The organism is Paraburkholderia sp. Cy-641 (genome assembly GCF_011752945.1).
Classification (GTDB): Bacteria; Pseudomonadota; Gammaproteobacteria; order Burkholderiales; family Burkholderiaceae; genus Paraburkholderia.
In genome coordinates, this window is sequence record NZ_VWWM01000023.1 from 89,339 (window position 1) to 114,752 (window position 25,414).

The following is a 25,414-nucleotide window of genomic DNA, read 5'->3' on the forward strand; positions in this document are numbered from 1 at the left end:
AGCGCCTTAGCGCAGATCCTTCACGACACGAAAACCATCCTGCGATTGGCGCACGCCCGCGCTGTACTTGAAGCGCGTTGCACTGAGCATGTAATTGCCGCCCTCGCGCCACGAGCCGCCGCGAATGACGCGCATTTCGCAGGCCGGGCTGTCCCATGCGTGGCCGTCGGCAGGCGCGCCCTGATACGAGTTGTGCCAGCAGTCGGCGGTCCATTCCCAAACGCCGCCATTCATGTCGTACAGGCCGAGCGGATTCGGCATGTACGAGCCGACGCTCTCCGGTCCTTCCTTGTGCCACGGGTCGCCGCAATCCTTGCAATTGGCGGTGCCCTTGCGCATCTGTTCGCCCCACCAGTACGCGGTCGTGGTGCCGGCGCGGTCCGCGTATTCCCATTCGGCTTCGGTGGGCAGGCGGTATGGTTTGCCCGTGGTTTTGGCGAGCCATTTGACGTATTGCTGCGTGTCGTCCCAACTGAGGTCGCGTGCGGGCGCGGCCTTGTTGGTATTGCTTTCGGGCGTGAGCTTCTGACATGCATTAGCCGCCACACAGGCATTCCATTGCTCGACCGTCACCGGGTATTTGCCGATCGCGAACGATGCACCGATGCTCACGTGATGAACGGGCTTTTCCGATGGATCGTCGGTGTTGCTGCCCATGGCGAACGAGCCGGCGGGTATCGCGATCATGATCGGACAGGTCGCGCAATCGCGTATTTCGCCGGCAGTCGGCGGATGGGCGACGGTTTTCTGCACGAGCGGGGCGGCGGTTGCAGCGGCGGCGGGCGGCGGCGCGGAAGGAGCGGGTTGTGCGGGTGATGCCGGTGTTGTGTGGGCGGGCGCCGGGGTTGCGGCACTCGCTTGTGCGGTAGTTGTCGTGCGTGTGGCGGGTGCCACCGTGGCGGCTTGAGAAGCCTGGCTGCTTTTCGCCGCGGGTGCAACCGGGGACGCCGCAGGCGCCGCACCGACCGTCGCATTCGAGGCGGCCGCCGCGCGCAACCGGTCGATCCGCGCATGCGCGAGCGTGGCGAAGCGGCCATCCGGATAGGCCTTCAGATAAGCCTCGTAATCGGCGGGGTAGTTGCTGTCCTTGATCGAATTCCAGAACGTGATTTCGTATTGCTCGTTGCTGTCTTTGGGCAGAAGGCCGCGGCTGCGCAGTGCGATGACGTCACGATCCGATGCGCCCGGTCGCGACACGGCGTCTTCGCTTACCGGCTCAACGGCGGAAAGCGTGGCCGTGGTCCACGGTTGTTGCGCGCCGTGCGTTGCCTCGCGAACTTCGGCGGCGACGCGTGGAAGCAGGTCGGCAAGCGATTGCGACGGCGCATTTCGCAGTGCGCGCAGCCATGCGGCGGTATAGACGCCGTGACGCGGACCGTCCGCCGCAAAACTGCCCGGCGCGGTGGCATATGCAATCACTGTGTTGGCAGGCAGCGCCGACGTACTCATGGTTGCCGCCGCGGGTGTAAATGGATTGTTCAGACAGGTATCGAGAATCGCGAGATTGAGCCGGCCGGCGCGCGACGATTGTATCGCATGCAGGACGGTATTCAGATCGACTCCGCTCCTGAGTAGCGAAGCGGGCGCGTGCAATAGCGCGTCTGTTTCGGGCTGCGCCGGTACAAGCAGCGTTTGCTGTTCTATTTGCATGGCGTGCCCGGCGAAATAGAACAGTGCGATATCGCCTGTTTGCAAGCGCTTTGCGAATTCGTCGATGGCTTGCCGCATTTGCGACGGGGTCGCATTCGTGCGGAAAATGACGTCGAAGCCGCGCGCGCGTAGTACATCGCGCATCGCTTCGGCGTCGCGCGGCGCGTTGTGGCGAAGCGGTTCCAAAGGATTGCCGTATTCGCCATTGCCGATCACGAGCGCAATACGTCGTGCGTGCTCATTGCCGCGCGATGGAGTAAATGGCGAGAACATCGGCGCATTTTTTTTCCTCTCCGCCGAAGTACTCGCAATCGCGCTCGCGACAGTACTCACCGCGCTACTTGCGCCGATATTCTCACGTTCCGTCGCGGCAATAGCGACGCCCGACTGCGCGTGGATTGCCCCGGCCATGCACACCAGCAGGAATTTTCGCCACATCTTCATATCCTGTTTGTACCGGACAGAATTCAGGCATTCGAGGACCGCGCGGTTCGCGGTATCCGCTGAAATACGGCGGGGAAGCATCGATGCCGCTATCGGACATTGACCCGCAACCTGTCAATAACGATAGCACGCGCTTTGCACGTCACCACTGTCCGGAAGCGCTCGGCGCGTCATACGGTTAACGAGTATCGCGTATCTTTTTCGCAAGTTACGTCCTAAGCTGATTCACAAAGTCGCGCCGCATGGTCGTTTTAAGTAGGCGGCAGTCCGGACATCCGGGTTCGCGACATGCCGCTGGAACGCCCGGAAGGCCATGCGCGGCCGGGCCTGCCATGACCCCTCTTCGGGAGAGTGAGCCATGCGAAGAACCCGTATTCCCCGTCTTTCCAGCCGGCTTGCGGCGCGCGCGCGTGGCGGCGCATTGCGCATGAGCTTGTGCGTGGCGGCCGTTGCGGTATTCACGAGCGTCGGGCCAAGCGGTGCCGCCTATGCCGAGCAGACGCCGTCGCCGCCGGGGGCGGAAGAGTACATCATCTGGCCGCCGGACGGCGCGGTGATTCATGGCGGCAAGCTCTGGGTGCGCATGGGCTTGCGCAATATGGGCGTGTGTCCGAAAGGCGTTGCGATTCCGAATACCGGCCACCATCATCTTCTGATCGACACGGACTTGCCGCCGCTCGATCAGGAGATTCCCTCGGACCGGCAGCATCTGCACTTCGGCGCCGGCGAAACCGATGCGCGTATCGAGTTGCCGCCCGGTAAGCACACGTTGCAGCTGATACTCGGCGATCACAATCACGTACCGCACGTACCGCCTGTGTATTCGAAGAAGATCACCATCACCGTGCTGAAAGACTAGCGCACCCGGTTCGTTCCGTTCGAAACGGATCGGCGGCATCGGAGAGACCTCATGGACAAGATCATTGCGGCCGCGGCGCTGCTCGTAGTCTCGGCATTGACGGCGTGGGCCGTGCCGGAAGCGGCATGGGCCGGCACCACGCCGGCGCCGCCCGGCGCCTATGCCTATATCGGCTATCCGAACGACGGCCAGGTCGTGCCGGCCAACAAGCCTTTTCGCGTCTGGTTTGGCCTGCGCTTCATGGGCGTCGCGCCGAAAGGCGTCAAATACCCGAATACCGGCCACCATCATCTGCTGATCGACACCGACCTGCCGCCGATGGACCAGGAGATTCCCTCGGATCGTCAGCATCTGCATTTCGGCGCAGGCGAAACGGAAACGATGATTCAATTGTCGCCCGGCAAACATACGCTGCAATTGTTGATGGGCGACGACATGCATATGCCCCACAACCCGCCGGTGTACTCGAAGAAGATCACGGTCATTGCGCGCTGAGCGATGTATGGCATGACGTACGGAAGCGCGCGTGATCGACTGTCGCGATGCAGCCAACCATTTCGAATGCGATGTTGGCTGCAATCCACCACTTCCCGTTTCATCTTCCATCGGCCAGGTTTCCGAGCCATGTTGCTGATTCGCTGAAGCCCTTTGCGAGCAGGCGTTTCGAGGTATCGACCGGAAGGGAGAGCACGGTTGGCATAGCTCATGCGTGAATGGCGTCCGAGCAGACAGGTTGCTCGATTCCCAACGCAGGACTATGCGCTTGCCCTTCCAGGAGATTGACCATGAACACGCTGACGATCAAGGATCTGTCCATCACCGAGCAACTCGACAGCAAGGCCATGCGCGCCGTGCGCGGCGGCAACGGCTATTACGCTCCGTGGTCGTCGTATTACAGCTTCGCGCCCGTGTATGCGCCGAACAACAGCAAGAACGTCGACGCGACTCAACTGATCAGCACGACGATGAATATCCAGAGCGCCAACGGTAACAACTCGGCGCTCGTCAACGGCACGACGACGCAGATCGATCCGCATGTGACGTCGAACAACAACATCTTCGTGTCCTGAGCGACGCGGCGCACGCGCGCCTTATTGTCCGCGCGTGCGCATTTCACGAGCGAGTTGCTTAAAAGACCGCTTATTCAATCGTCTTTTCCACGCACCCTTCGCGCTTTCGACTGATTTTCGACTGATTGCCGCTCGATTTCCGCCTGTTTTCCCGTGCCGACATTTCCGCTGCTTCGTGGCCGAAGCCGCGCGGCAGCGATTCGGTCTCGAACGCCGTTTTTTCTCGCGGATAAAGCGGGTGCCACCGGAGACAATCGTGTCATCGTTGCTCGATTCCTTGCTGCCTGAATCTTCGGCTTCCCGCCGCGCTCTTTCCGCGATCGCGGCATCGAGCGGTATTGGCAGTGCACTGCGCGGCGTTTGTGCCGCAACGGTCTGCGCGCTGTCGCTGTGCGCCTGTGTCGATGTCAGCATGCCGGCGTACAGGCGCCCCGACACGCCTGCAAAGACAGCGTGGTCGGATCAGAAGGGCCCGCCGGTCTCGGCTGCCGCGACGATCGAGCGCGACTGGTGGAAGGGTTTCCAGGACCCGTATCTCGACACGCTGATCGACAAGGCGATTGCGGGCAACTTCGACATTCAGGTGTTGGCCGCGCGGATCGACGTCGCGAGCACGCAGATCAGCGAAGCCAAGGCAGGTGCCTTGCCGACCATGGACCTTGGCGCGGGCGCCGATTTCCAGAAGACCACCGGCTTGCCTTTTACGAAACAGTACAACCTCGCGACCCAGGTGAACTGGGACATCGATATCTGGGGCAAAGTCGAAAAAGGCGTGCAGGCGCAAAAGGCCGAATTTCATGCGAGCGAAGCGGATTGGCGTGCCGGTTATCTCGAACTGGTCGCGAATGTTTCCAGCACCTATTTCCAGATCCTGCAATTCGACGATCAGATCGAGCAGCAGCAAAAAACGCTCGGCACGAACCGGCAGATTCTGACGATTTACGAAGGCCAGGCGCGCAATGGCCTCGTGCCGCAAACCCTGGTATTACGGCAGCAGGCCGAAATCAACCGGTTGACGCATGACCTGTACGAATTGCGCCGCGCACGTGCAGTCGCCAATAACGCGCTTTGCACACTGATCGGCGTGCCGGCCGGCGAATTCCAGCTGCCGCCGGGCCATTTGCAAGAACGCGTGAAACTGCCGGTCGTGCCGGAGGGTTTGCCCACGCAATTGCTGTCGCGACGGCCCGATGTGGTCGCCGCGGAATTCCGGGTACTCGAGGCGTATGACCTCGTCGGCCAAGCGAAGCTCGCGCAATTGCCGAGCATTGGCCTGACTGCCCAAGGCGGTACGGCGAGTTTCGCGCTGAATCAACTGTTGAAATCGTTTACGTTCGGCATCATGCCGAGCATCGATATTCCCTTGCTCGATCCGGGCGTGCGTGCGCATGTGAAAGTGACCGAGGCGCAATCGAAAGTCGCCGAACAGCAGTATCGCGTGGCCGTCATGGGGGCGTTCGAGGAAGTCGAAAACGCACTCGTCAATCTGAGCGCGCACAAGCAGCAGCGCGAGGAATTGCTGCAGCAGGTTGCGCGTTTGCAGATCGTGGCCGATCAGATTCAGGCGCAATTGCGGCTTGGCGTCGTATCGCAACTCGAAGTTTTCGAAACCGAGCGGACTCTACTCGACGCACAGCAGGCGCTGCTCGAAAATCATCAGGAGATTCTGTCCGACACGGTACTGCTGTACAAGGCGCTCGGCGGCGGCTGGCCGAGCGTCGACGTGCAGGCGCAAGTCAAAGACAAGTAAAGGAACATTGAGCTAATCCGCGTGGTGGCGTACGGCGCGGGTATTTAGGCCGCGAATGACGCATCCGTGCTGTTCCCGGCAGACGATATGGAAATTGACACTCGCCATGCGTGACTTACAATTCTTTAGGGGTCTGCGTTCGCGCGGCTCCTCACGACAACATCGTTGCGCCGTGGTTCTTCGTCCCTGTTCCACCGTGTCCTTCGCGTTCCCATCGCGACAGGTACACGCTTAGTGATCCAGACAAAATGGCCGCCGGCGAAGATTCGATTGCTGAGATGCGCGCGACAGTGGACGCTGCCTTCGACGTGGTGCTGTCGCCGGTTGCGTCCGCGCAACGCCCGTCGTTCGACGCGATCCGCATCGTCGACACGCTGTTTGCTGTCGGCCGCAGCGAAGCACCGTTCAACGATTACCCCGCGCAGTGGACCGCGAGTCTGTCGCGCCGTCATGCGCGCATTTTTATCGAGCATGGCACGGTGTATGTGGCCGATCTCGGCAGCAAGAACGGCACGACCGTGAACGGCGTCGCGGTGCGACAAACGCCGGCGCGCGTGCGCGCGGGCGACGAGCTGTGCTTCGGCGGCGAGTTTCGCTACCGCGCCGGCATCGAGCCGCGCGCGCGCATCGTCGCGAGCAGCGGCGAGTCTTGCGCGCTTCGTCTGCTGCTCGCGCCGCAGCGCGACGACCTCGGTCTGCAACCGGTCGAAGTACACGCGTTTCCATTTCTCGTCAGCAAGACGGACGAGGTTTTCTCGCGTTACAAGGAACGCTATCCGCATCAGGTCAATTACATTTCGCGGCGCCATGCGCATCTGTTTCTGAAGAGCGGCGAGTTGTTCGTCGAAGATCTCGGCAGCACCAATGGCACGTTCGTGAACGGCGTGCGGCTCGACGAAGCGGCATTGCCGCTCGCGGACGGCGATGTCGTTGCATTTGGCGGCGATCATTTCGTCTACAGAGTGTCGCTACAGAAACAGCCTGACGTCGAGCCCACCGTGACCCAGATTTCACTGAACCCGGCCGCGGACAGCGCGGCCGATGCCGACAAGACCACGTTCGTGGGCGCCGCGCATTCGTTCCTCGATATCTTTTGCGTCGATCCGGCGCTGCAACGCGAGGACGAGGTGAACGAGGCGGCACAGGTGGCGACTGCGCAGGCAAAGCGCGACGGGGCCTATTCAGGAAGAAACGGTGCGCAAGCCGCCAATGGTGCGGGCAATCACGGCGGCGCAATCGGTAAGAACGCGGCGAAGCATGAAAAGAATGCCGTGAGAAGCCAGTCGCGCTGGCGCCTGCTGGCCGGAGAATTCAAAAAGGCGCTCGCCGACGGCGAACGCACGAACGTCCGTCGTATCGCGGCGTGGGGCGGCGCGGGTGTCGTCGTACTGGCCGGACTGGGTGTCGCGCTTTATCTGCATGGCTCGTCGGAGCGCGAGTTGAAGAACCTGCTCGCCAGCGGAGAGTACGCGAGCGCGGTTACGGTTGCGCGGAGTTATCTCGCCAATCATCCGACGGACACGAAAATCAGTGCGCTCGCGAGCGAAGCACTCTTGAAGGCGCAACTTCCAGGCTGGCTCGATACGCTGCAAAAAGCGCAATTCGATCAGGCCGATGCGCGGCTCAAGGAGATGAAGTCGTTGAGCGCGAACAATGCGGACGCGGGCTCGCTGGTCGGCGAATTGCAATGGGTCGGCGATCTGGAGCGGTTCGTCGTCGCGCGCGGTGGTGTCGATGCGCCGATCCGCATGTATGCGGACGAACCGACGATCAGCAACCTGCTGCGCCGCTGGAACGACGATGCGAGAACGCACCAGCGCGCGCTCGACCGGATTGCGGGCTACGTGCCTCAGTTCGCGGAGCCCTATGCGCTGGCGCTCAGTCATTTGCGCAAGCTGGAAAGCGACGATTCGGTGTACGTTGCCGCAATCGATCGGCTGAACGGCGTGATTCGCGCCGAGCTTGCGCGCGACAAACCCGATGCACTCCCGGCCGTACTCGACGATTATGCGCAGCGTTATCCGCGCCTTGCGGGCCTCGACCGCGTACGCGAGGACTTGCGCCAATACACGGCATTGCTCGATGCCGCGTTGAGCCGCCAATTGACGTCATTGCTCGCGATGATGAAGTCGGCGCATTTCAGCACGCCGCCGTTTCAGGCGCAATTCCGGCAACTGGCCGCCGCGCGCTTGCCTTCGGCGGAAATCGTCAGGCAGCAGAATCGGGTCGATGCCGCATGGCAGCGTGGCGATGCACAACAGGCGCTGGCCGGTTTGCAGTCGATGCCCGCGAGTGCCTGGTCCGACGTGTTCGCGGCCGAATCGGTGCATAAGAAAGCGCTGTTCGATCAATACACCGATTTGCAGAAAACGCGCGATGCCAAAGATTATGACCAGCGTCTGCTGTCGTTCTACGCGAGTCTCGATCCGCAAACGGATGCGTGGTTCGTGCAGTCGATTCAGAAGGACGTCGCTGCATTGCACGACAAAGCGCTTGCTCGTGCGCAGGACTCGATGCTGCGCGCGCAGAGCTTGTGGAGAGCGTATCGCGCGAGCGGTCCGATCGGCGGCACGCAACGGCTCGAAGCCGGCATTTCGCCCGGCTTTCGCAACGAGGCGCGCCTGCTTTCCGATGCGCAAACCGCGGCCCAACAAGGCATGCGCATCTACACGCAACTGAAGGCCGACCGTCCGGCCGACTTCGACCGCCTGCTCGCGGATATCGAGGCCGAGGCGAGTTTGCAGCGCCGCTCGCTGACCGAATTGCGGATGGTGCTCGACCCCGCGCTATTGAAAGCGAAGCTCTCGCTGATTGGAGGCGATCAGAGTGAAACGCGACCCACACCCTAGACCGTTGTCCGAGGCGCTCGAAGATCACAGCGTCGAAGGCATCGCGATTCTGACCTCGGAGCCGGTGCGGATCGCACGCGCCTTGATCTGGGCGATGGTGGCGCTAGTCGTGACGGGACTGCTGTGGTCGTTCGTCGGCCGCGCGGACGTGATCGTCAGCGCGCCGGGCACCTTGTCGCCGGAATCGGAGGTACGGCGCATCTACGCGCCGATCGACGGCGAACTCGCCGACCTCTATATCGCCGAGGGACAGCCGGTGTCGAAAGGCGACGTGCTCGCGCGGCTCAATGCACGCGGCGCGATCGAAGCCGCGAGTAATGCGTTGCAGGCGCAACTCAAGCTCGAAGACGCCGAGCGCGAATGGAAGCAGTTTCCCGAGAAAAAGGCGCTGCTTGAACGCAAGGCTGCTGCATTGAAAGCGCAACTCGAAGTGGAAGAGCGACTGCACGAAAACCGCGTTTCCGAGGGTACGACGAAGCTGGCCGAAGGACAGAAAGCCGAACTCGATGAAGCCCGCAGCGCACTCGACAATGCGCGTCGCACGCGCGAAGCGGCACGCCAGGAACTCGACCGGTATTCGCGGCTTTTCGCGCAGCCCGGTGGCGGCGGCATTGCCGAATTGCAGGTCGAGCAGAAGCGCACGGCGGCGCTCGAAGCCGATAACGCCTATCGTGTCGCGCAATCGAAACTTGCGGAACTCGACTTCCGCCTGAGCCACGAATACGCGCAGGCGAATGCGCAACTGGCAACCAGCGGGCAGCAAAGCACCGATCTTCAGTTGCAATACGACTCGGCCGTGCGCGATATCACCGATGCCGAAGACAAGTTGCGCGTGCAATTGCAAAGCGCGCGTCTCGAAGCCGATGCGGCCGCGCGAGTCCGTTTCGAGAACATCGACAAAGACAACTTCCTGCTGATTCTCGCGCCGGTTTCTGGCGTCATTACCGACGTCACGTCGACGCAGCGCGGCGACAAGATTCAGGCGAATGCGCCGCTCGGCGGTATTGCGCCGAAAGACGCGCGGCCCGTGCTGAAGATCGAAATCGCCGAGCACGATCGCGCGTTTCTGCATGAGGGGCAACCGGTCAGGATGAAGTTCAATGCATTTCCGTATCAGCGCTACGGGCTTATCAGCGGCACGCTCGCATCTATTTCTCCGGCGACGAAACCGTCGGTGCAGGACAAGCAGCCGGTCTACGAGGGCCGCGTCACGCTCGATAAAGACTACTACCAGGTGGCCGGCACGCGTTATCCATTGCGTTATGGCATGACCGCCAACGCGGAAATCGTCGTGCGCGAGCGGCGCCTGATCGACCTCGGTCTCGATCCGTTCAGACAGGTGGCGGGTTGAGCACAACGATGACACGTCAATCAAAGGAGCGGATCAAATGACCGCGATAGTGCGTATCGACGACGAAGTCGTGGACGTCGACGAGTTCATTCGTCTTCTGAAACTGACGGGCCAGTTCGAGAGCCTGATCGAGCAGATCGTGCGCGACAAGCTCACCGTGCATGCGGCGAAAAAGCAGGGCGTGGCCGTGAGCGCCGACGAAATCCAGCAGCGTGCCGACCAGTTTCGCCGCGTGCGCGGACTGCATCGCGCGGCGGACATGAATCATTATCTCGACGCGCTGCATGTGAGTCTCGACGAATTCGAGGTATTCATTACCGACGGGCTCTATCAGGAGAAGATGCTCGACGAGGTCGGCAACGATGCCGCGATCCGCGATTACTTCGCGCTCAATTCGCCGAAGTTCGATTCGATCGAGGTGAGCCATATCGTGCTCGACAGCGAGGGCAAGGCGAAGGAAATGATTTCGTATCTGCGCGACGACCCCGGCAGTTTCGCGGAAATGGCGCAGGAGCATTCGATTGCCGATACGCGCGAATCGGGCGGCGTAATCGGCAAGGTACTGCGCGGTTCGTTGAAACCCGATATCGAAGCGAAAATCTTCAATGCAGCGGTCGGCGATCTGCTCGGACCATTCGCCTCGGCGGACCGTTCGTGCTTCGAGATTTTCGCGGTGACGGCCAAATATCCGGCCATGCTCGACGCCGACGTGGCCACTGAAATCCGGCGCCTGCTGCGCGAGAGCTGGCTGATTGCCCGCGCGCAGGAACACGTGATCGAAGCGCGTTAACGCGCTTGCCCGATTCGAATTCGACGCCCATGGACGCTTCCCAGACCGCGCCTTCCACCGCCGAATTTCTGGCCTCGGTGGAAATACTGTCGCCGTTCTCGCGCGACGAGATCGAGCGGCTCGCCGAGTATGCGCAAGCACGTTTCTATTCGTTCGGTGAAACGGTCTGCTCGACCGGCGAAGTTGCCGATGGTCTGTATGTGATCCGCTCCGGTTCCGTGCGCATCTTTACCGAGGAGCATGGCAAGGAAACCAGCATGGGCGTGCGCAAGTCGGGCGAGATCTTCGCCGACATCGCGATGTTGCGCACGTATATCCACGAAGCGTCGGTGCGTGCTTCGGCAAAAACCGAATTGCTGTTTATTCCGCGCACGGCGATCGAGCCGGTGATGGCCGGCAATCAGGCGGCGTTGGCGTTCGTTGCGAGCTATGTTGCGATCAATTCGGCGGGCGGCTTCGTCGCGCAACTGTTCGATCTGCGCGGCAAGCTGAACAAGGCCGAACTCGAAGAATACGTGCGCAGCGTCGGTGCGAAGAAAGTGTCTGCCGGCAAGGAGATTCTCAGGCAGGATGGCCGCGACGATCGCCGTCTCTATGTGGTGCGGCAAGGCGAGGTTCGCATCGTCCGGCACGAGGAAGGGCGCGATTACACGCTCGCGACGCTCGGCGAGGGCGAGATATTCGGCGAAAAGGCGTGCCTGATGCGCCAGGAGCAGATGGCTTCGGTCGTCGCGTCCACCGACACGCGTTTGCTCGTGATTCCCGAACGCACGGTGCATTTCATTCTCGAACGCAATCCGAAGCTGCGCGAAGTACTCGACGAACGCATCCGTTATGGCGACCGAGAATTGCAGCGGCAAAAGCGCCTCGAGCAGCGCCGCAAGCTGCCGTTGATGCTCGATTTGCGGAGCAAGCCGGAATTCGGCGAGAAGATCATCAAGCGCTTTGCGCTCGTCGAGCAGGCCGAGGAAATGGATTGCGGTGCCGCGTGTCTCGCGATGATCTGCCGCCACTACGGCATTCCGATGACGCTCGGCAAGCTGCGCGAACTCGCGAACGTAACGACGCAAGGCGCGACGCTCGACAGCCTCGCGCGCGCCGGCGAATCGCTCGGCTTTGCGACACGCGGCGTGCAATGCACGTTCGATTCGCTGCGCGGCTTCGATCTGCCGTTCATCGTGCATTGGGAAGGCTATCACTACGTCGTCGTGTACGGGCTTTCGAAAGAGTATGTGTGGCTGGCCGACCCGGCGCTCGGCTTCAGAAAACTCACGGTGGAGGAGTTCGAGCGCGGCTGGAGCGGTACGTGTCTGCTGTTTACCGGTGGGCCGCAGCTATTGCAGATGTCGGCCGCGCGCTCGCCGTGGATACGTTTTGTCGGCTACCTGAAGCCATACCGGACGATACTCGGCTACCTGTTTCTCGCGACCTTCGTGATTCAGGTATTGGGCGTGATCCCGCCGCTGATTATCCAGAACATTCTCGACGGCGTGGTCGTGCATCAGAACGTGAGCTTGCTGCATCTGCTAATCGGCGGCCTGATTATTTCCAACGTGTTCTCGCAATTGATGTCGACGATTCGCGCCTATCTCGCGAATTTCATGGTGCGTAACATGGACTTCGCGATGATGTCGCAATTCTTCAAGCATACGTTGTCGCTGCCGTTCTCGTTCTTCGCGAAGCGAAAAACCGGCGATATCTTCGCGCGCTTTCAGGAGAACCAGACGATTCGTGCGTTTCTGACCGAGTCGACCGTGACCACCGCGCTGAATCTGCTGATGATCTTCATCTACTTCACGATCATGTTCGTCTACAACGTGAAGATGACGCTCGTCTTGATCGCGTTCGTGATTCCGATCATGGCCTTGACCGTTATCGCGACGCCGAAGATCAAGTCCTATGCGCGCGAGGTGTTCACCGCGTCGACCGAGGCAAAGTCGTTCCTGATGGAAGCGCTCTCCGGTGTCGAGACCGTCAAGGGTATGGGCATCGAACGGCCCGTGCGGCTGCGTTGGGAGAAGAAGTACGCGAAGGCGCTCGAATTGCAGTATCGCGCGCATGCTTTCGGTATTCTCGTCAGCTTCGGCAGCCAGTTGCTCAATGCGGCGACGACGATCGCGATTCTATGGGTCGGCGCGAATCTGGTGCTCGCGCATGAATTGTCGATTGGCCAGTTGATCGCGTTCAATGCATTCATGGGCAGCGTACTGGGTCCATTGATGGGGCTCGTCGGCCTGTGGAGCATGCTCAACGACGCGGGCGTGGCGATGGAGCGGCTCGGCGACGTGCTCGACATCGAGCCCGAACAGAAACCGCAGGACTTGCCTTCGCGAGTCATGCTGCCGGAACTGCAAGGCGAAATCAGCCTGAGCGGCGTCTATTTCCGCTATGGCGAAGACGATTCGGCTTATGTGCTCGAAAACATCAGCTTTGACATCAAGCCCGGCGAACTGGTGGCGATAGTCGGGCGCAGCGGCTCGGGCAAGACGACGCTCGCGAAACTGCTGGTCGGCTTCTATCAGCCAACCGAAGGCAAGATGACGATCGACGGCTACGATGCCGGTGTGATCGACAAGAACTATTTCCGTGCGCAGATCGGCTACGTGATGCAAAGCAATCTGCTCTTTTCCGGCACGATTGCCGAGAACATCGCGAGCGGCGACGATGCGCCCGAGCGCCGCCGCATCGAGGAAGTCGCGAAGATGGCCGACGCGCATGGCTTTATCAGCAAGATGCCGCTCGGTTATGAGCAGATCGTCGGCGAGCGCGGTATCGGGTTGTCGGGCGGGCAGATCCAGCGGCTCTGTATTGCGCGCGCGCTTTATCACGATCCGCGTCTGCTCGTATTCGACGAAGCGACCTCGGCGCTCGACTCGCAATCGGAGAGCAATATTCTCGGCAATATGCACGACATTCTGCGAGGCCGCACTGCGATAATCATCGCGCACCGGCTCAGCACGATCATGCGCGCGGACAAGATTCTCGTGCTGTATGAAGGCGCGATTGTCGAACAGGGCCGTCACGAAGAGCTGATTCAACGCGGCGGCATGTATTACCAGCTCGTGCAGAAACAGTTGAGTGCATCATGATGAAGATACTCGATCAGACGGAAGAGGCCAGTCCCGCGATTTCGTATGCAGGGCTGATCGAGCGGATCGAGATTCTGCGCTCGACGTTGCGCTGGTCGTCGCGACTCGAACGCGCGGATATCGACAAGCTGCTCAGGCAAGCCACCTCGCTGCGCGACGAAGTGATGCAGCTTTCGCACAAGGAGCGTTTCGTGCAGGCGGCCGTGGCCGCCGAGCCGCAGGAGTCCGCGGATCAATCGCGCGGCGCGCGCCGCAAGGCATTGCTCGAACGCAGCTTTATTTTCGAGGGAACGTTCGGCGACAATCCGCGCCTGCTTGAATCGCTCGAAATCGCCGAGAAAGCGGCGCCGACCGATTTGCCGGTGTTGATCGACGGCGAGAGCGGCACCGGCAAGGAGTTGATGGCAAAAGTGATTCACGCGAATGGCGCGCGTGCGGACAAGCCGTTTATCTCCGTGAATTGCGGCGCGATTCCAGACAACCTGCTTGAATCGGAACTGTTCGGTCATCGCAAGGGCGCGTTCACGGGCGCATCGAATGATCGCAAGGGCAAATTCGAAAGCGCGCATACGGGGACGATCTTTCTCGACGAGATCGGCGAATTGCCGCTGGCGGGGCAGGTGAAACTGCTGCGTGTGCTCGAAGCGCACGAGATTCAGCGTGTCGGGTCCGACGAAACGATTGCGGTCGATACGCGCATTGTCGCGGCGACCAATCGCAATCTGCGCAAGCTCAGCGAAGAGGGCAAATTTCGCGAGGATCTGTTCTATCGGCTCAGCGTGATTCACGTAACGCTGCCGCCGTTGCGCGAGCGTCGCGATGAAATACCGCTGCTGATCGCATGGTTCGGCGACGAGGCGGCCGGCAGCCTGAAGCGCCGGCCCGTCAGATTGACGCCGCGTTTGCGGGACTTTTTGTTGAGCTATGCGTATCCCGGCAATATCCGCGAATTGCGCAACGTGATGTACCGCATTTCATGTCTCGCGGGCGAGATGGCCGACGTCGATCATCTGCCGCTCGATATGCGGCCCGCTGCGCCTGGTTCCACGACGGCCACCGCGGATGATGGCATGCACGCAAACGGCGCACAGCCGATCAGCGTCGCGAATCTGATGTCGTTGAGCGACGCGAAGCGTGCCGCGAGCGACGACGCCGAAAAAGCGTTTCTCGAACGTGGACTGCGCGAGGTGAGCGGCACCGTTGCCGAACTGGCGAGACGGATCGACATGAACCGCTCGCATCTGCAGATGCTGCTCAAAAAGCATGGGCTGCATTCGAAGGATTATCGCAATCGCAATGTACCGTCGGGAAAACAGAACGGCAGCGACGAGCCGGAGGAACAAGACGGCGAAGCCTGAAGTCCGGTCGGCTCCAACGCGATCCGGAACCGCACGTACAAGCGCAAGAAAAGCCGCGCTCACGGCGCGGGATTCAATAAGGTCTTCTCCGACGCATTCGGGTCTTGCGCTTCGACGACCACGGCCGTGATATTGTCGCGTCCGCCGCGTGCGAGCGCGAGTTCGACCAGGGCTCCGCATACGTTCTCGCGCTCGGTGGACGTCAGCACGCCGGCGATGTCGGCGTCGCTCAGTTCGTTGCTGAGGCCGTCGCTGCACAGCAGGAACAGGTCGCCGTCGGCGACTTCGATGGCATCGTCGTCGAGTTCGAGCAGGTCCGTTGCGCCGACCGCGCGCGTAATCATGTGCTGCGCGGGATGATGGCGCGCTTCTTCCTCGGTGATGACGCCGAGCGAGCGCAACTCCTCGACATGGCTGTGATCGTGCGTGAGTTGCCGCAACTGTCCCGCGCGATACAGATAGATGCGGCTGTCGCCTGCCCATACGTAGCCGCAAAAACGATCGTACGCGAGCAGCACGACCACGGTGCTGCCGATTCGCTGCACCCGGCGGCGCGCGGCCTCGTCGCGTAGCTGGCGGTTCGCGCCTTGCAGCCGCGCGCGCGTATCGGCGATCAGGGTTCTGATGCTGCGCGGCGCCGCGAGCCGGCTCAACGCTTCGATCACGGTACGGCTCGCGAGATCGCCGACCGCGTGCCCGCCCATGCCGTCGGCGACGGCCCAGCGGCCGGCTTCGGGCAGATCGAGGCAGGCGTCTTCGTTGATTTCGCGTACGCGTCCCGCGTCGGAGCGCGCGGACGACGTCCAGCGAAATGGGCTCGCACAGGTCACAACGGCTACACCATATCGTTTCTGCTGCGTGCGTCGGGAGAGACGTTGATGTTCGAGTTCGAGCCGGTGTTGCGCACGTCGACCGACTGGAACTGGTTGATCATCTGGTTAGCATAGAAGTTGTTGGACACCTCGTACAGATTGACGACGGGTCCGATGCTCGGCGTTTGCGGCACGTAGGGCTGAATCCAGCCATATACCCACGGCGCGCCACCGCCGCCGCGAATCGCGGCCATCGCCTTGCGGTCGAGCGCGAGGTTCAGCGGGAGATCATCGACTGTGATGCGGGACATGGCGTTCTCCGGTTCGCCGCGTGTGCAACGCGCGCGGTTGAAGGATGTTGCGGACAACGATGCAAGTGCCATGCCAATGTGTGCCGAGCGCCGCGCATTTCGGGCCGTGCGTTGACTGTCGGGCGATTCCGGACGCCGTGCGTGATGCAAGGGACGACGCCAATGGCAATGAGTCGGCCTGCGGCCAACACACGCGCATTCGAATCGGTGTGTGCCCCAACACGTCGAACGACTTCCTGGTGTTTTTCCCGAGGCCGGCCTGCCGCGCGGTACGCGCTCCTACGAGTGCCGCAAAAGAGCGCCGCGCGCCAACATATCGACGCGAATCCTGTCGGCTTGCCGCCGACATCCTCACCCTTCAGAAAATCCGAAATCAGCCGAAAACCCCGTAAACAAGGGCTTTTCCATGCATGGCCCGGATGATGCGAAAAGCTGTCGCAACCGTGTTGGAAATCCGAACGAGGCCAGCCATGAACACCCGCACGCTCGATACAGGCAAGGAAAGCCGGCAACGCAGTGACGCATCATCGACGATCGATCTGCCGATCGGCGCGCATCTCGTCACGCAACGCAACGGCTACGAACATCACGGCATCTATGTCGGCAACGGCCGCGTCGTTCATTACGCGGGCTTTGCGAGTTCGGCGCATCGCGGGCCGGTCGAGGAAGTGGAGATCGCGCGCTTCGCGGCCGGTCATCCGCTGTCGATCCGTCCGACGCCGAGCGCCCGCTATGCCGGCGACGAAGCGGTGCGCCGCGCGCGTTCGCGTCTCGGCGAAAACCGCTACCGCCTGCTGACCAATAACTGCGAACACTTCTGCGCATGGTGCCTGCTCGGCGAAAGCCGCAGCGAACAGGTGCATTGCTGCCTGCGCCATCCGCGTACGGGTATGCGCGCGCTGATGTGTCTCGTGAAGGCGTTCGTCGAAAGCGGGGCGAGCAACGGTGCAAAAAGCCGCGGACGTAGTGCGCGCGTCGCGCAACTCGCGTGAACGTAGCGCAATCGGGGCCGCGCGCGCAGCAGCAGAAGATTCGAGGAGAGCATCATGGTTGCCGTCGAAAAAACCTTGCGCTGGGCCGTCGACAAATGGCTCGCGCCAACGCCGTCGACGCCCGCGCGCGTCGTGCGGTTCTGCCATCGCACCTCGCAGCGTTATGTCTGCGTCGAGGCGCTGAAGCCCGAAGGACTGCTGTCGATCTTCTTCTTCCGTCACGGCGACGGCTCATGGAACGTGTTTCCGCCGCAAGCCGAGCGGCCTGCAATGAGCGGACAATGCCGCGCGGTGCCCGCCTGCTAGTTTCAAGTAGTCTCAAGCAGTTTCAAGTCGGCACAAGCTTCGGGCCTCGAGATGCAAATCATGCAAATCCCTAAGCGGCCGCGGCCTTCGTGATCCATTGACTGAATAGCACCATTGCCGGTGTCATCGGCTTGCTCTTCAGACAGGTCAGCCAGTAGCTGCCCGCCTGGACTTCCACGTCGAACGGGCGCACGAGACGTCCCGTGTTGATCTCATGCTCGAACATCAGTGCGGGCGCGAGTGCGATGCCTGCGCCCTGCATCGCGGCTTCCGCCATCAGCCGCGACGAATCGAACACCGGCCCGCGCACCGGCCGCGGCGCGATGCCGGCGGCGGCAAACCAGCTCATCCAGTCGTCCACGCGATAGGAGCGCAGCAAGGTTTCGTTGGCGAGATCGTCGGGTCGCGCGAGACGCGTGGCGGTCTCCGGCGTGCAGAGCAGCGTGAGCGGCGCGTCGAGCAGTTTTGTCGCGAGCGAGCCGGGCCATGTGCCGTCGCCGAAACGGATCGCGAAATCGAGGCCCTCGGTCGCGAGATCGACGAGGTTGTTGTTCGTCAGCAGTTGCAGTTCGACGAACGGATGCGCGTCGCGAAACGATTTGAGCCGCGGCATCAGCCAGCCGACCGCAAACGTGCCCACCACGCCGACCCTCAGCACCTCATGAAAGTGACCGCCGTCGAACCGCCTGAGTACGGCCTCGATGCGATCGAATGCATCGGAGAGTACCGGGCGCAGCGCGAGACCTTCTTCGGTCATCGCGAGGCCGCGCGGCAGACGCTTGAACAACGCGGTGCCGAGCCGTTCTTCGAGCGAGCGGACCTGCTGGCTGACGGCAGCCTGGGTCACGTTCAGTTCGAGCGCGGCGCGCGTGAAGCTCAGATGTCGCGCGGACGATTCGAAGGCGCGCAACGCGTTCAGCGGAAGATACGGTCTCATGGTGCAGGCATTAGATTTTCTTGTGAGCTGGATAAATTAGCATCGTTGACGGCGACCGTATATCGTCGCGTCAGATTTTGTTCAGAAGAATTGTGCGACACTAGGGCCGCATCGAAGAGGGCGAGCACCGGCGCGGCGACGCCTAGACGATAACGGGCGCGCGGCGTGAAGCGGCAGGGAGGGGACGGTGACGGGCGGCTACGGCGGTTGCCTCGATGTGTAGCGAGAAGTTGACTGTTCAGATGGAATGATCGACATGTTCCGCCGGCGCGCGAGTGAAGGCGTCGGCTCGTTCAACCGTACGTCATTACCCTCGATCGGGAGCCCGCTATGTCCGTGTATGTTCTGGCTTTGCTCATCGGTGTCGTCGCCGGCCTGCGCGCCATGATTGCACCCACCGCCGTCAGTTGGGCCGCGCGTCTGGGATGGCTGCCCTTGCAAGGCACGCCGCTCGCTTTTTTCGGTTTTGCTGCCACCCCGTATATCTTCACCGTGCTGGCCGTGGTCGAACTGATTACCGATCAGTTGCCCGAAACACCGAGCCGCAAGGTGCCGCTGCAGTTCGGGGCGCGCATCGTGCTCGGTGCGTTGAGCGGCGCGGCGATCAGCGGGGCGCATGGCGGTCTCGCGGGTGGTGCGATCGTCGGCGTACTCGGGGCGGTGCTCGGTGCGGTCGGTGCGATCATCGGCACGCTCGGCGGGGCCAAGGCGCGCGGCGCGCTGGCGCGAATGTTCGGGCGCGATGCGCCGGCGGCGCTGATTGAAGACGTGGTGGCGATTGTCGTTGCTGTGCTGCTCGTCGTGTCGCTGCACGGCTTATGAGGATTTTCTGTCAATGGCGGGACGCTGTGCGCGTCCCGCCGCCTTCGTTCGATAGATCGAGCCGATCGACTAGCTGGCGCGAGCGACTCGCGAGCCGGCCGTGATGTGCTTGACCGGCGCGGCAGCGGTTGTTGCGTTCACGCAATCGATGGCTCACTGTAAAAGGAGGCGGCGAAGCGGAGAACGTGGGAAACGCTCGATAAATGGCGCGGGCGTCTCAAGGTGGGTTTTCGCGGGAGAGTGGGAACGTTGGATGGGAATGTGAACAGGAAAATGCGAGTGTCTGCTGAACGGGCTGGCTTAGATACCCGTTCGCGCGAGCAGAGAGATATCGGGGAGTTCACCTTCTGCAATGTTTGGTCGCCAGTACCTCGCGGCTGATCTATCAGGTAGATCGACGGTCATGGCGTGCCAGGTCAACCGCTTTGCTATTCATCGGGACACGGTTTGTGTTTACGAGGGCCGTTTGCCACTACTCGTTTGCACGACAATCCAATACCGTGGAACTCCTTTGTGAAAACCGGCCCGCCGACAAAATCTATCGACACGACTGACGATGAAAAACATTTTCTTGCACACGTTCGCCTTGCTGGCTGTTGTTCTGGGCTTGAGCATCATGCAGTCCGCCGTGGCGGCGGAGACGCCCGAAGCGACGGTCCGGGAGTTCTACCCCTGGTACATCGGAAAGCAGGACACGCGCGATGCCCACTACTTTCAGCTAACGGACAACGCCATCTATCGCTACGTGTCGAAAAACACGGTAGATACGTTGAGAGACGACTACAAACACCACCGTCTCCCTGGGGATGCCGACTACTTCACGCGCGTTCAGGATCTCGACCCGCATGTATGGCTTGAAACGATGCTCGTGCATCCCGCCATCATGCTCGATGGCGTGGCCGTTATACCGGTGACTTTTGGCGTGAAGCCACAGGATAGGCAAAACCTCGTGGTGTTCGTCGCGAAGGAGAACGGGCACCGGCGAATCACCAAGGTAGAGGACACCCATAACGGCTACCTCGGCTATCACCAGTACGATGCGGCAGACTAGAGCGTGTTAGGCACTTTGGATAATTGGCACAGCATGAACGAGCATAAGCATGGCGAAGACAACGAAGTGCAGGCCTGCAAGGGTTTCGGGCAGGCGCTCGTAATCGCGTGCCAGCCGCCGGAAGCGGTTCGGCCAGCCAAAGCTGCGTTCAACCACCCAGCGACGCGGCAATAGCACGAATCCTTTCTTCGTCCCGGGCAGTTTGATGATCTGCAATTGCATTCCCTCGTCGCGAGCAGCCTGCGCAGCCGTGTCGCCCGTATAGCCCTGGTCAGCAAAGGCGAGTTTCACGGTCTGCCCCGTGACGTGCTGGACCTGGCGCGCAAGCTCACCCACCTGCGCACGTTCCTGCTCATTGGAGGGCGTAATGTGTACCGCAAGCAGCAGACCCAACGTGTCGACGGCCATATGAACCTTGCTGCCTCGCTTGCGCTTGTGTCCGTCATAGCCCGCACGTGGTCCGCTTTCGCATGCGGACTGCAACGTGCGTCCAGAATCACCGCACTGGGCTGGCCCTGGCGCGCTTGCGCCACGCGCAGCACCGAACGCAAATCGTTGACCATCGCCTCAAAGCAACCCGCGTTGAGCCAGCGTTGTGTTTGCTGATAGACCATCTCCCACGGCGGGAAGTTGGTCGGCAGCATGCGCCACGATGCACCAGCGCGCGCTATCCAGCGCAATGCGTTGAACATTTCACGCAGCTCATAGCGGCGCTGCGGCGCATCTTCGCTCATCAGGACGAGGTACGGAGCGGCGAAGCTCCATTCCTCGTCCGATACATCTGTTGGGTAGGGTTTGCGTTCTGGCATCCAGCCTGGTTACCAAGTTTGGCCGAAAGTGCCTAATACTAAAGCTATTTGAGGGATGTTGTACTAGCCCCCGCTTCACGCCATTTGGCGTACGGCTCTATTCGGGGTCTGAGGAGCAATGGAACAGGGAGGTCAGTTAAGCCTCGCGAACGAGCTTGACGGAGGAGTGAAGCGCGCGGGGTTCCATAGACCCCATTTAATTGTGGAATCTATGGAAAACACGAAAAAGGAATCACGCAATGGTTTACTGGAAGGGCCCAGGCGAGAGCGTTCGCAATGAGCAACTTTTTTTCGCGAGAGCGATAGTGCAGTGCCGGAGGATTGTGCATGCTGATAGTTTCTCTGATGTTGTCGGACGATAATGGGCTGCATTCATTCAAAACTAGTGGATTCTCACGGGCACGACTATGCGCTCGATACGTTGGGGTCGTCGTCTTCGCCCGCGCAGGCGTCGGCGTTGTCATCGTCCCGGTCTCAGTACTCCGACGCGCGGTTCGACCAGATTTCCCAAAACCGGCCACCCAAACTCAAATCTCCAGCGGCTCAAACGGCATACACTTCTGGTACTGCTGCTCAACCTTCTGCCGAAACACGCACAATAACGATGCCCCATGCGGTATTTTCGAAATCTCCCATGACATTGGAGACTAAAAGAGCCATCGCGCAAGTAGTCTTGGAGGATGTAAGGAATTTATATTACAAACATCCAAATTTGAAGTCCTGCAACAAAATTCGACTCCACGCGGAAAGAGACTCCGAAATACGCAGGGTTTGTGAGGCGGCAAATCAAATGGGTGAACTATATAAAAATTATACTTTGGATAACATAAAAAAATCGAAAGCACATAACTGTGGTGAATTGTCTCGACTCGCAGTCGACATGTTATTGAAGAATAATTTAAAGGCGGTCAAGATCGGGATTGGCGGGGTTGTTGGAACACACGCTTTCGCAGCTGTACTGCCACCATCGCACCCTGACTACATGGGTTTCGATATGGGGAGCGATATGAGTAAATGGAGTGAAGATATAATTATATGTGACCCATGGTGTAACATATCTTGTTCGGCACCTTATTTTAATGATTTTTTCTCAAAGAAGATGGATAAATGGGTTGCCGATGGAAAAATACTGGCAAATTCGTATGGTGGGTATAAGGAATACCTCGCAAATAATGAAGATTGGGTAAGAGATGTAGTGTCAGGGGAAAAGAAGATCGATTTCGTTCAATAAAAGCATGCCGTTTTGGCGAAACGGTCAGCGCATTTGTAAAGCGCTCAACGCTCTGGAAAACGTGCAAGCGTCTGATACACGGTCGGGTGGGATACCGAGAACAATTCAGCCAGATCGCTGATCGAGTGCTTGCCGCTTTCGTGCATCCGGCGCAGTTCCTTCTGCTGCTTGATGGAGAGCTTCGGTTGCTTGCCACGGAGCTTCCCCTTCGCTCGTGCGATGGCCATCCCCTCGCGGATGCGCAGACGGATCAGGTCGGCTTCGAATTCCGCGAACGTCGCCGGGATGTTGAAGGACATCTTGCCCATTGGGTCGGCCGGATCGTAGACGCTTAACCCGACTGCCAGTTTCATGTCGCGCGTGACGAGCGAATCCGCGATGTCGCGCGCATCCGGCACCGACCGCGTCAGCCGGTCGAGCTTCGGGACGATGAGCGTATCGCCACGACGTACGGCCCAGAGCCTGATCGAGTTCGGGGCGTGCGCGATGGGTACCGGTCAGGCCGCGATCCGTGTAGATGCGATCCGGGGCGCCCCCCAGTTCCATGAGCGCCCGCTGCTGGGCGGTCAGATCCTGTCTGTCGGTCGAGCACCGCACATAGCCAATCAGGGTCTCGGGCATATTTTCATGCTGCATGTTTAACCGCGATTTCCGCTGGCGCGATCTGCGACACACGTGGGCGAGCTGGCATGTGCAACGCGGCACGCCGCTACAGGTGCTGAAGGAATTGGGCGGGTGGGAAACGCTGGAGATGGTGCAGCGGTATGCACACCTGAGCGCGGATCATCTTGCGCAGTGGGTTGTGCCGCATACGAGCGAGACGGAACTGCACCTGGCAGCCGGCTAACTGTATTTTCACTGCACTGGGGGAAATCGATGAAGTAGCGAAATCGCTGAAAGCCTTATGAGGCTTGGCGCCCGACTGGGATCGAACCAGCAATCCCTGCCTTCAGATGGCAGCAAATCTTGCAAATACTTTTCAGCATGTTCGCCAAATTGCGCGAACGTATTCTGCGTGCGCCCTCATCCAGCAGCATAATTCCAGCGATCACATGAACCAAATCGCGGGGACGCATTAAGCCACATATCATCTTCGCGACGCGCACCGATCTATTGTGATATCGGCCTACCTGCATTGATATGTATTTTTCGTTCCAAGCCACACCAAGCTATGAGGCTTTTTTGTCTATTAGTACGCTTGCAGACAACTAGGACGCTTTGCGCTCCACCTCGCCAGTCCTATAGCTCAAATCCAACAACGAACGAAATCATTAAGGGTCCTCACGTGACACAGCCCCGATTACCTAGTGCCGCATCGTTAAAAGAACGCCGCGAAAAAAATCCTGGTAACGGGGAATCCAATCCTTAATGGCTTGGTAGCGTTGCTGTTCGTTAAGCGGAGCGATCAAGTCACGGATATCGCTTATCGCAGCCACAGGTCCCCGACTATCGCGAAAAACGCGCCGATACAAGACGCTAACGTAATGGGTCCCGGTTCCGTATGGGCCGATGCCGATATGCATGGCAGCCCTTCTCTGAGCCCCCCGTAGCATGCCCAATACCTCATCGCGAGATATCCTGAAGTCCGGATTACTGTTTTGATCTGCGAGAGCAGTCTGTAATTCGCGCTCGCGATCAGTCCGCATGTCGCGCCCTTCAATGACCGTGGCGACTGAGTCTGTGACAGCCCAATTCCGGATGACGGCTAGCTTTGTATCACTTGCCTTTCCGGAGAGTCGCGTATTCAAGTGCATAAGCAGAGTTTGCTGTTCGTCCGCAGGCATGGAACGCAGTTTGGTTTCGATCTCGGCGCGCGCTGCCTGCTGCTCCCAGCGTGGCAATTCGTTCACGATTTGCGTAATACCCCCGGCTGATCGATGGAGAAAACGCAGGCAGAGCGACCACGGGTTGCAACGGTTGAGAAGACGAGCCGGCCACCGGAACTCCGGAATACTGAACAGGAAACTGCGGCATTTGAGCTTGTGACGGGGCAAAAGGCAGCAACGGTGCCGAATTCGGGATCGGTTGCGCCTGCCCCAGAAGTGCTGGCGTTCTGGGGTGCAGAGATGATTACCCGCCTGTTTGGATTTGCTGAATCCCGCATGCCAGCTGAGACAAGGTCGAAGTGTCCGTCGGCGCGCGTCCTCAAATTGACGACGAGCGAGACAGTGCCATGAGTCGTTTCCAGCAGTTGCCCGTATTGCGCCCGCATGGCGCTTTGTGACGCGGGACTGCCTAAGGCTAACGAACCGTTCTGGATGGCTGATATGACCGCTCCGGCCAGCGCGCGTTCACCAGCATCGCTAGAATTCCGGAATGCGTGGAGCTACGCGGTAGACGATCCGCTTACCATGCTGGGCTGAAGTGTTGACGGATGCGAGACAGGGGCGAGGCCCCCAAACTGAGCGGCGCTGGCACGCCGGCCAGAGGACGGCACAGAGTTGTTGTTGGTCTGCGAGGGGCTAATTCGGAATAGCTGTGCCACTGACCGGAAGGATTTCCAGAGATGCGTTGATTTGACATGTCGGTGATATTCGCAAAACTGCGCGCATTGGTAAAGACACTTACCAATAGCAGCAAACATGCGTCATACATTGCATCAAAGCGAAAACAGGTTCTGCCGTGCGAAGCGCCAGGAGACACGGATCGGCACCCTTGGAATACCTCCGCGACGCGCACTGCATTTTCAGTGTGATAAATTTTGGCGCTAAGTGGATAGCCCTTGAGCATGTACGGCATCGAACTCTGTTGCACCCCTAGTGTCGTGAGTTAGAAATTCGTTTGATTAATCAGTTTTGCTGCCAGCTGGAGCGGCCCCCTGAATCGCCGGACACAGTCTCCCGCTTAAACTAACGGGTAGGCATAGGACTGTGTTAATGGGATGGTCGCCCCCGCCTCCCCGGCAAGAGTACGCTATGGAGGCAATCACCAAG

At 60.2% G+C, this 25,414-nt stretch carries 21 protein-coding genes and 3 pseudogenes; 15 read left to right on the forward strand and 9 right to left on the reverse strand.

Annotation, left to right across the window (positions count from 1 at the left end; all coding sequences use genetic code 11):
- Nucleotides 1-6 precede the first annotated feature (6 nt).
- Nucleotides 7-2,088 carry an SUMF1/EgtB/PvdO family nonheme iron enzyme gene (locus F3J20_RS15160; protein ID WP_167283774.1) on the reverse strand — a complete coding sequence of 694 codons (2,082 nt, stop codon included), beginning with the start codon at nt 2,086-2,088 and terminating at the stop codon, nt 7-9.
- Nucleotides 2,089-2,521: 433 nt separating this feature from the next.
- Between F3J20_RS15160 and F3J20_RS15165 the strand changes: the two genes are divergently transcribed.
- The 3 genes from F3J20_RS15165 (at nt 2,522) to F3J20_RS15175 (ending at nt 4,023) form a co-directional block, all read left to right on the forward strand.
- Nucleotides 2,522-2,953: a DUF4399 domain-containing protein gene (locus F3J20_RS15165; protein ID WP_240158978.1), complete on the forward strand. Its 432-nt coding sequence runs from the start codon at nt 2,522-2,524 to the stop codon at nt 2,951-2,953.
- Nucleotides 2,954-3,004: 51 nt separating this feature from the next.
- The gene (locus F3J20_RS15170) at nt 3,005-3,448 is read left to right on the forward strand and encodes a DUF4399 domain-containing protein (protein WP_167283776.1); all 444 of its coding nucleotides are present in this window, start codon (nt 3,005-3,007) and stop codon (nt 3,446-3,448) included.
- A gap of 290 nt (nt 3,449-3,738) precedes the next feature.
- Nucleotides 3,739-4,023 (forward strand): hypothetical protein, encoded by a 285-nt coding sequence (locus tag F3J20_RS15175; protein ID WP_167283777.1) that lies wholly within the window; start codon nt 3,739-3,741, stop codon nt 4,021-4,023.
- Between the two features lie 21 nt (nt 4,024-4,044).
- Here F3J20_RS15175 and F3J20_RS32135 read toward each other — a convergent pair whose 3' ends face one another.
- A complete protein-coding gene (locus tag F3J20_RS32135) occupies nt 4,045-4,437 on the reverse strand; it encodes a hypothetical protein (RefSeq protein WP_167042526.1) in 393 nt (130 codons plus the stop codon).
- Here F3J20_RS32135 and F3J20_RS15185 point away from each other — a divergent pair.
- The 6 genes from F3J20_RS15185 (at nt 4,361) to F3J20_RS15210 (ending at nt 15,210) form a co-directional block, all read left to right on the forward strand.
- Entirely contained in the window at nt 4,361-5,773 is a 1,413-nt protein-coding gene (locus F3J20_RS15185; RefSeq protein WP_167283788.1) for an efflux transporter outer membrane subunit, read from the forward strand. The genes F3J20_RS32135 and F3J20_RS15185 overlap by 77 nt on opposite strands.
- A 248-nt stretch (nt 5,774-6,021) precedes the next feature.
- Nucleotides 6,022-8,622 (forward strand): FHA domain-containing protein, encoded by a 2,601-nt coding sequence (locus F3J20_RS15190; RefSeq protein ID WP_167042597.1) that lies wholly within the window; start codon nt 6,022-6,024, stop codon nt 8,620-8,622.
- Nucleotides 8,600-9,973: an HlyD family efflux transporter periplasmic adaptor subunit gene (locus tag F3J20_RS15195; RefSeq protein WP_167042595.1), complete on the forward strand. Its 1,374-nt coding sequence runs from the start codon at nt 8,600-8,602 to the stop codon at nt 9,971-9,973. The genes F3J20_RS15190 and F3J20_RS15195 overlap by 23 nt, the downstream gene beginning before the upstream one ends.
- 37 nt (nt 9,974-10,010) lie before the next feature.
- A complete protein-coding gene (locus F3J20_RS15200; RefSeq protein WP_167283778.1) occupies nt 10,011-10,763 on the forward strand; it encodes a peptidylprolyl isomerase in 753 nt (250 codons plus the stop codon).
- 29 nt (nt 10,764-10,792) lie between these two features.
- Nucleotides 10,793-13,852, forward strand: coding sequence for a peptidase domain-containing ABC transporter (locus F3J20_RS15205; protein ID WP_167283779.1), 3,060 nt, complete (start codon nt 10,793-10,795; stop codon nt 13,850-13,852).
- Nucleotides 13,849-15,210 carry a sigma 54-interacting transcriptional regulator gene (locus F3J20_RS15210; RefSeq protein ID WP_167283780.1) on the forward strand — a complete coding sequence of 454 codons (1,362 nt, stop codon included), beginning with the start codon at nt 13,849-13,851 and terminating at the stop codon, nt 15,208-15,210. Before F3J20_RS15205 ends, F3J20_RS15210 begins: the two co-directional genes overlap by 4 nt.
- Nucleotides 15,211-15,269: 59 nt before the next feature.
- Here the strand turns inward: F3J20_RS15210 and F3J20_RS15215 are convergent, their stop codons facing one another.
- Both F3J20_RS15215 and F3J20_RS15220 read right to left on the reverse strand, forming a co-directional pair.
- Nucleotides 15,270-16,040 (reverse strand): protein phosphatase 2C domain-containing protein, encoded by a 771-nt coding sequence (locus F3J20_RS15215; protein WP_167283781.1) that lies wholly within the window; start codon nt 16,038-16,040, stop codon nt 15,270-15,272.
- A gap of 5 nt (nt 16,041-16,045) precedes the next feature.
- A complete protein-coding gene (locus tag F3J20_RS15220) occupies nt 16,046-16,333 on the reverse strand; it encodes a hypothetical protein (protein ID WP_167042585.1) in 288 nt (95 codons plus the stop codon).
- A 470-nt stretch (nt 16,334-16,803) separates the two neighbouring features.
- On the opposite strand from F3J20_RS15220, the gene F3J20_RS15225 reads away from it, so the two are divergent.
- Nucleotides 16,804-17,325 (forward strand): lecithin retinol acyltransferase family protein, encoded by a 522-nt coding sequence (locus tag F3J20_RS15225; RefSeq protein WP_167042583.1) that lies wholly within the window; start codon nt 16,804-16,806, stop codon nt 17,323-17,325.
- Between the two features lie 54 nt (nt 17,326-17,379).
- Nucleotides 17,380-17,631, forward strand: a complete 252-nt coding sequence (locus tag F3J20_RS15230) for a hypothetical protein (RefSeq protein ID WP_167042581.1) — start codon at nt 17,380-17,382, stop codon at nt 17,629-17,631.
- Nucleotides 17,632-17,701: 70 nt separating this feature from the next.
- On the opposite strand, the gene F3J20_RS15235 is transcribed toward F3J20_RS15230, so the two are convergent.
- Nucleotides 17,702-18,568 (reverse strand): LysR family transcriptional regulator, encoded by an 867-nt coding sequence (locus tag F3J20_RS15235; RefSeq protein ID WP_167283782.1) that lies wholly within the window; start codon nt 18,566-18,568, stop codon nt 17,702-17,704.
- Between the two features lie 330 nt (nt 18,569-18,898).
- Between F3J20_RS15235 and F3J20_RS15240 the strand changes: the two genes are divergently transcribed.
- Both F3J20_RS15240 and F3J20_RS15245 read left to right on the forward strand, forming a co-directional pair.
- Nucleotides 18,899-19,390 (forward strand): DUF4126 domain-containing protein, encoded by a 492-nt coding sequence (locus F3J20_RS15240; RefSeq protein WP_167042577.1) that lies wholly within the window; start codon nt 18,899-18,901, stop codon nt 19,388-19,390.
- Nucleotides 19,391-19,946: 556 nt separating this feature from the next.
- Nucleotides 19,947-20,441 (forward strand): DUF3828 domain-containing protein, encoded by a 495-nt coding sequence (locus tag F3J20_RS15245; protein ID WP_167283783.1) that lies wholly within the window; start codon nt 19,947-19,949, stop codon nt 20,439-20,441.
- Nucleotides 20,442-20,447: 6 nt separating this feature from the next.
- On the opposite strand, the pseudogene F3J20_RS15250 reads toward F3J20_RS15245, so the two are convergent.
- Nucleotides 20,448-21,250, reverse strand: a pseudogene (locus tag F3J20_RS15250) (IS5 family transposase).
- 634 nt (nt 21,251-21,884) lie between these two features.
- Here F3J20_RS15250 and F3J20_RS15255 point away from each other — a divergent pair.
- Nucleotides 21,885-22,481: a hypothetical protein gene (locus F3J20_RS15255; protein WP_167042573.1), complete on the forward strand. Its 597-nt coding sequence runs from the start codon at nt 21,885-21,887 to the stop codon at nt 22,479-22,481.
- A gap of 44 nt (nt 22,482-22,525) precedes the next feature.
- On the opposite strand, the gene F3J20_RS32400 is transcribed toward F3J20_RS15255, so the two are convergent.
- Nucleotides 22,526-22,879 (reverse strand): helix-turn-helix domain-containing protein, encoded by a 354-nt coding sequence (locus tag F3J20_RS32400; protein ID WP_345889888.1) that lies wholly within the window; start codon nt 22,877-22,879, stop codon nt 22,526-22,528.
- A 115-nt stretch (nt 22,880-22,994) separates the two neighbouring features.
- Nucleotides 22,995-23,117 (reverse strand): annotated as a pseudogene (locus F3J20_RS32560) (hypothetical protein); the annotation flags it as partial.
- Nucleotides 23,118-23,124: 7 nt separating this feature from the next.
- Between F3J20_RS32560 and F3J20_RS15265 the strand changes: the two are divergent.
- A pseudogene (locus tag F3J20_RS15265) lies at nt 23,125-23,328 on the forward strand (tyrosine-type recombinase/integrase); the annotation flags it as partial.
- A 457-nt stretch (nt 23,329-23,785) separates the two neighbouring features.
- Here the strand turns inward: F3J20_RS15265 and F3J20_RS15270 are convergent.
- A complete protein-coding gene (locus tag F3J20_RS15270) occupies nt 23,786-24,331 on the reverse strand; it encodes a hypothetical protein (RefSeq protein ID WP_167283784.1) in 546 nt (181 codons plus the stop codon).
- Between the last annotated feature and the right edge of the window lie 1,083 nt (nt 24,332-25,414).

Bases quoted from the DNA above. Each gene is read 5' to 3' on its own strand.
- F3J20_RS15160 (WP_167283774.1), bottom strand. From the start codon at position 2,088: ATGTGGCGAAAATTCCTGCTGGTGTGCATGGCCGGGGCAATCCACGCG.
- F3J20_RS15165 (WP_240158978.1), top strand. From the start codon at position 2,522: ATGAGCTTGTGCGTGGCGGCCGTTGCGGTATTCACGAGCGTCGGGCCA.
- F3J20_RS15170 (WP_167283776.1), top strand. From the start codon at position 3,005: ATGGACAAGATCATTGCGGCCGCGGCGCTGCTCGTAGTCTCGGCATTG.
- F3J20_RS15175 (WP_167283777.1), top strand. From the start codon at position 3,739: ATGAACACGCTGACGATCAAGGATCTGTCCATCACCGAGCAACTCGAC.
- F3J20_RS32135 (WP_167042526.1), bottom strand. From the start codon at position 4,437: ATGCTGACATCGACACAGGCGCACAGCGACAGCGCGCAGACCGTTGCG.
- F3J20_RS15190 (WP_167042597.1), top strand. From the start codon at position 6,022: ATGGCCGCCGGCGAAGATTCGATTGCTGAGATGCGCGCGACAGTGGAC.
- F3J20_RS15200 (WP_167283778.1), top strand. From the start codon at position 10,011: ATGACCGCGATAGTGCGTATCGACGACGAAGTCGTGGACGTCGACGAG.
- F3J20_RS15205 (WP_167283779.1), top strand. From the start codon at position 10,793: ATGGACGCTTCCCAGACCGCGCCTTCCACCGCCGAATTTCTGGCCTCG.
- F3J20_RS15210 (WP_167283780.1), top strand. From the start codon at position 13,849: ATGATGAAGATACTCGATCAGACGGAAGAGGCCAGTCCCGCGATTTCG.
- F3J20_RS15220 (WP_167042585.1), bottom strand. From the start codon at position 16,333: ATGTCCCGCATCACAGTCGATGATCTCCCGCTGAACCTCGCGCTCGAC.
- F3J20_RS15225 (WP_167042583.1), top strand. From the start codon at position 16,804: ATGAACACCCGCACGCTCGATACAGGCAAGGAAAGCCGGCAACGCAGT.
- F3J20_RS15230 (WP_167042581.1), top strand. From the start codon at position 17,380: ATGGTTGCCGTCGAAAAAACCTTGCGCTGGGCCGTCGACAAATGGCTC.
- F3J20_RS15235 (WP_167283782.1), bottom strand. From the start codon at position 18,568: ATGAGACCGTATCTTCCGCTGAACGCGTTGCGCGCCTTCGAATCGTCC.
- F3J20_RS15240 (WP_167042577.1), top strand. From the start codon at position 18,899: ATGTCCGTGTATGTTCTGGCTTTGCTCATCGGTGTCGTCGCCGGCCTG.
- F3J20_RS15245 (WP_167283783.1), top strand. From the start codon at position 19,947: ATGAAAAACATTTTCTTGCACACGTTCGCCTTGCTGGCTGTTGTTCTG.
- F3J20_RS15255 (WP_167042573.1), top strand. From the start codon at position 21,885: ATGACATTGGAGACTAAAAGAGCCATCGCGCAAGTAGTCTTGGAGGAT.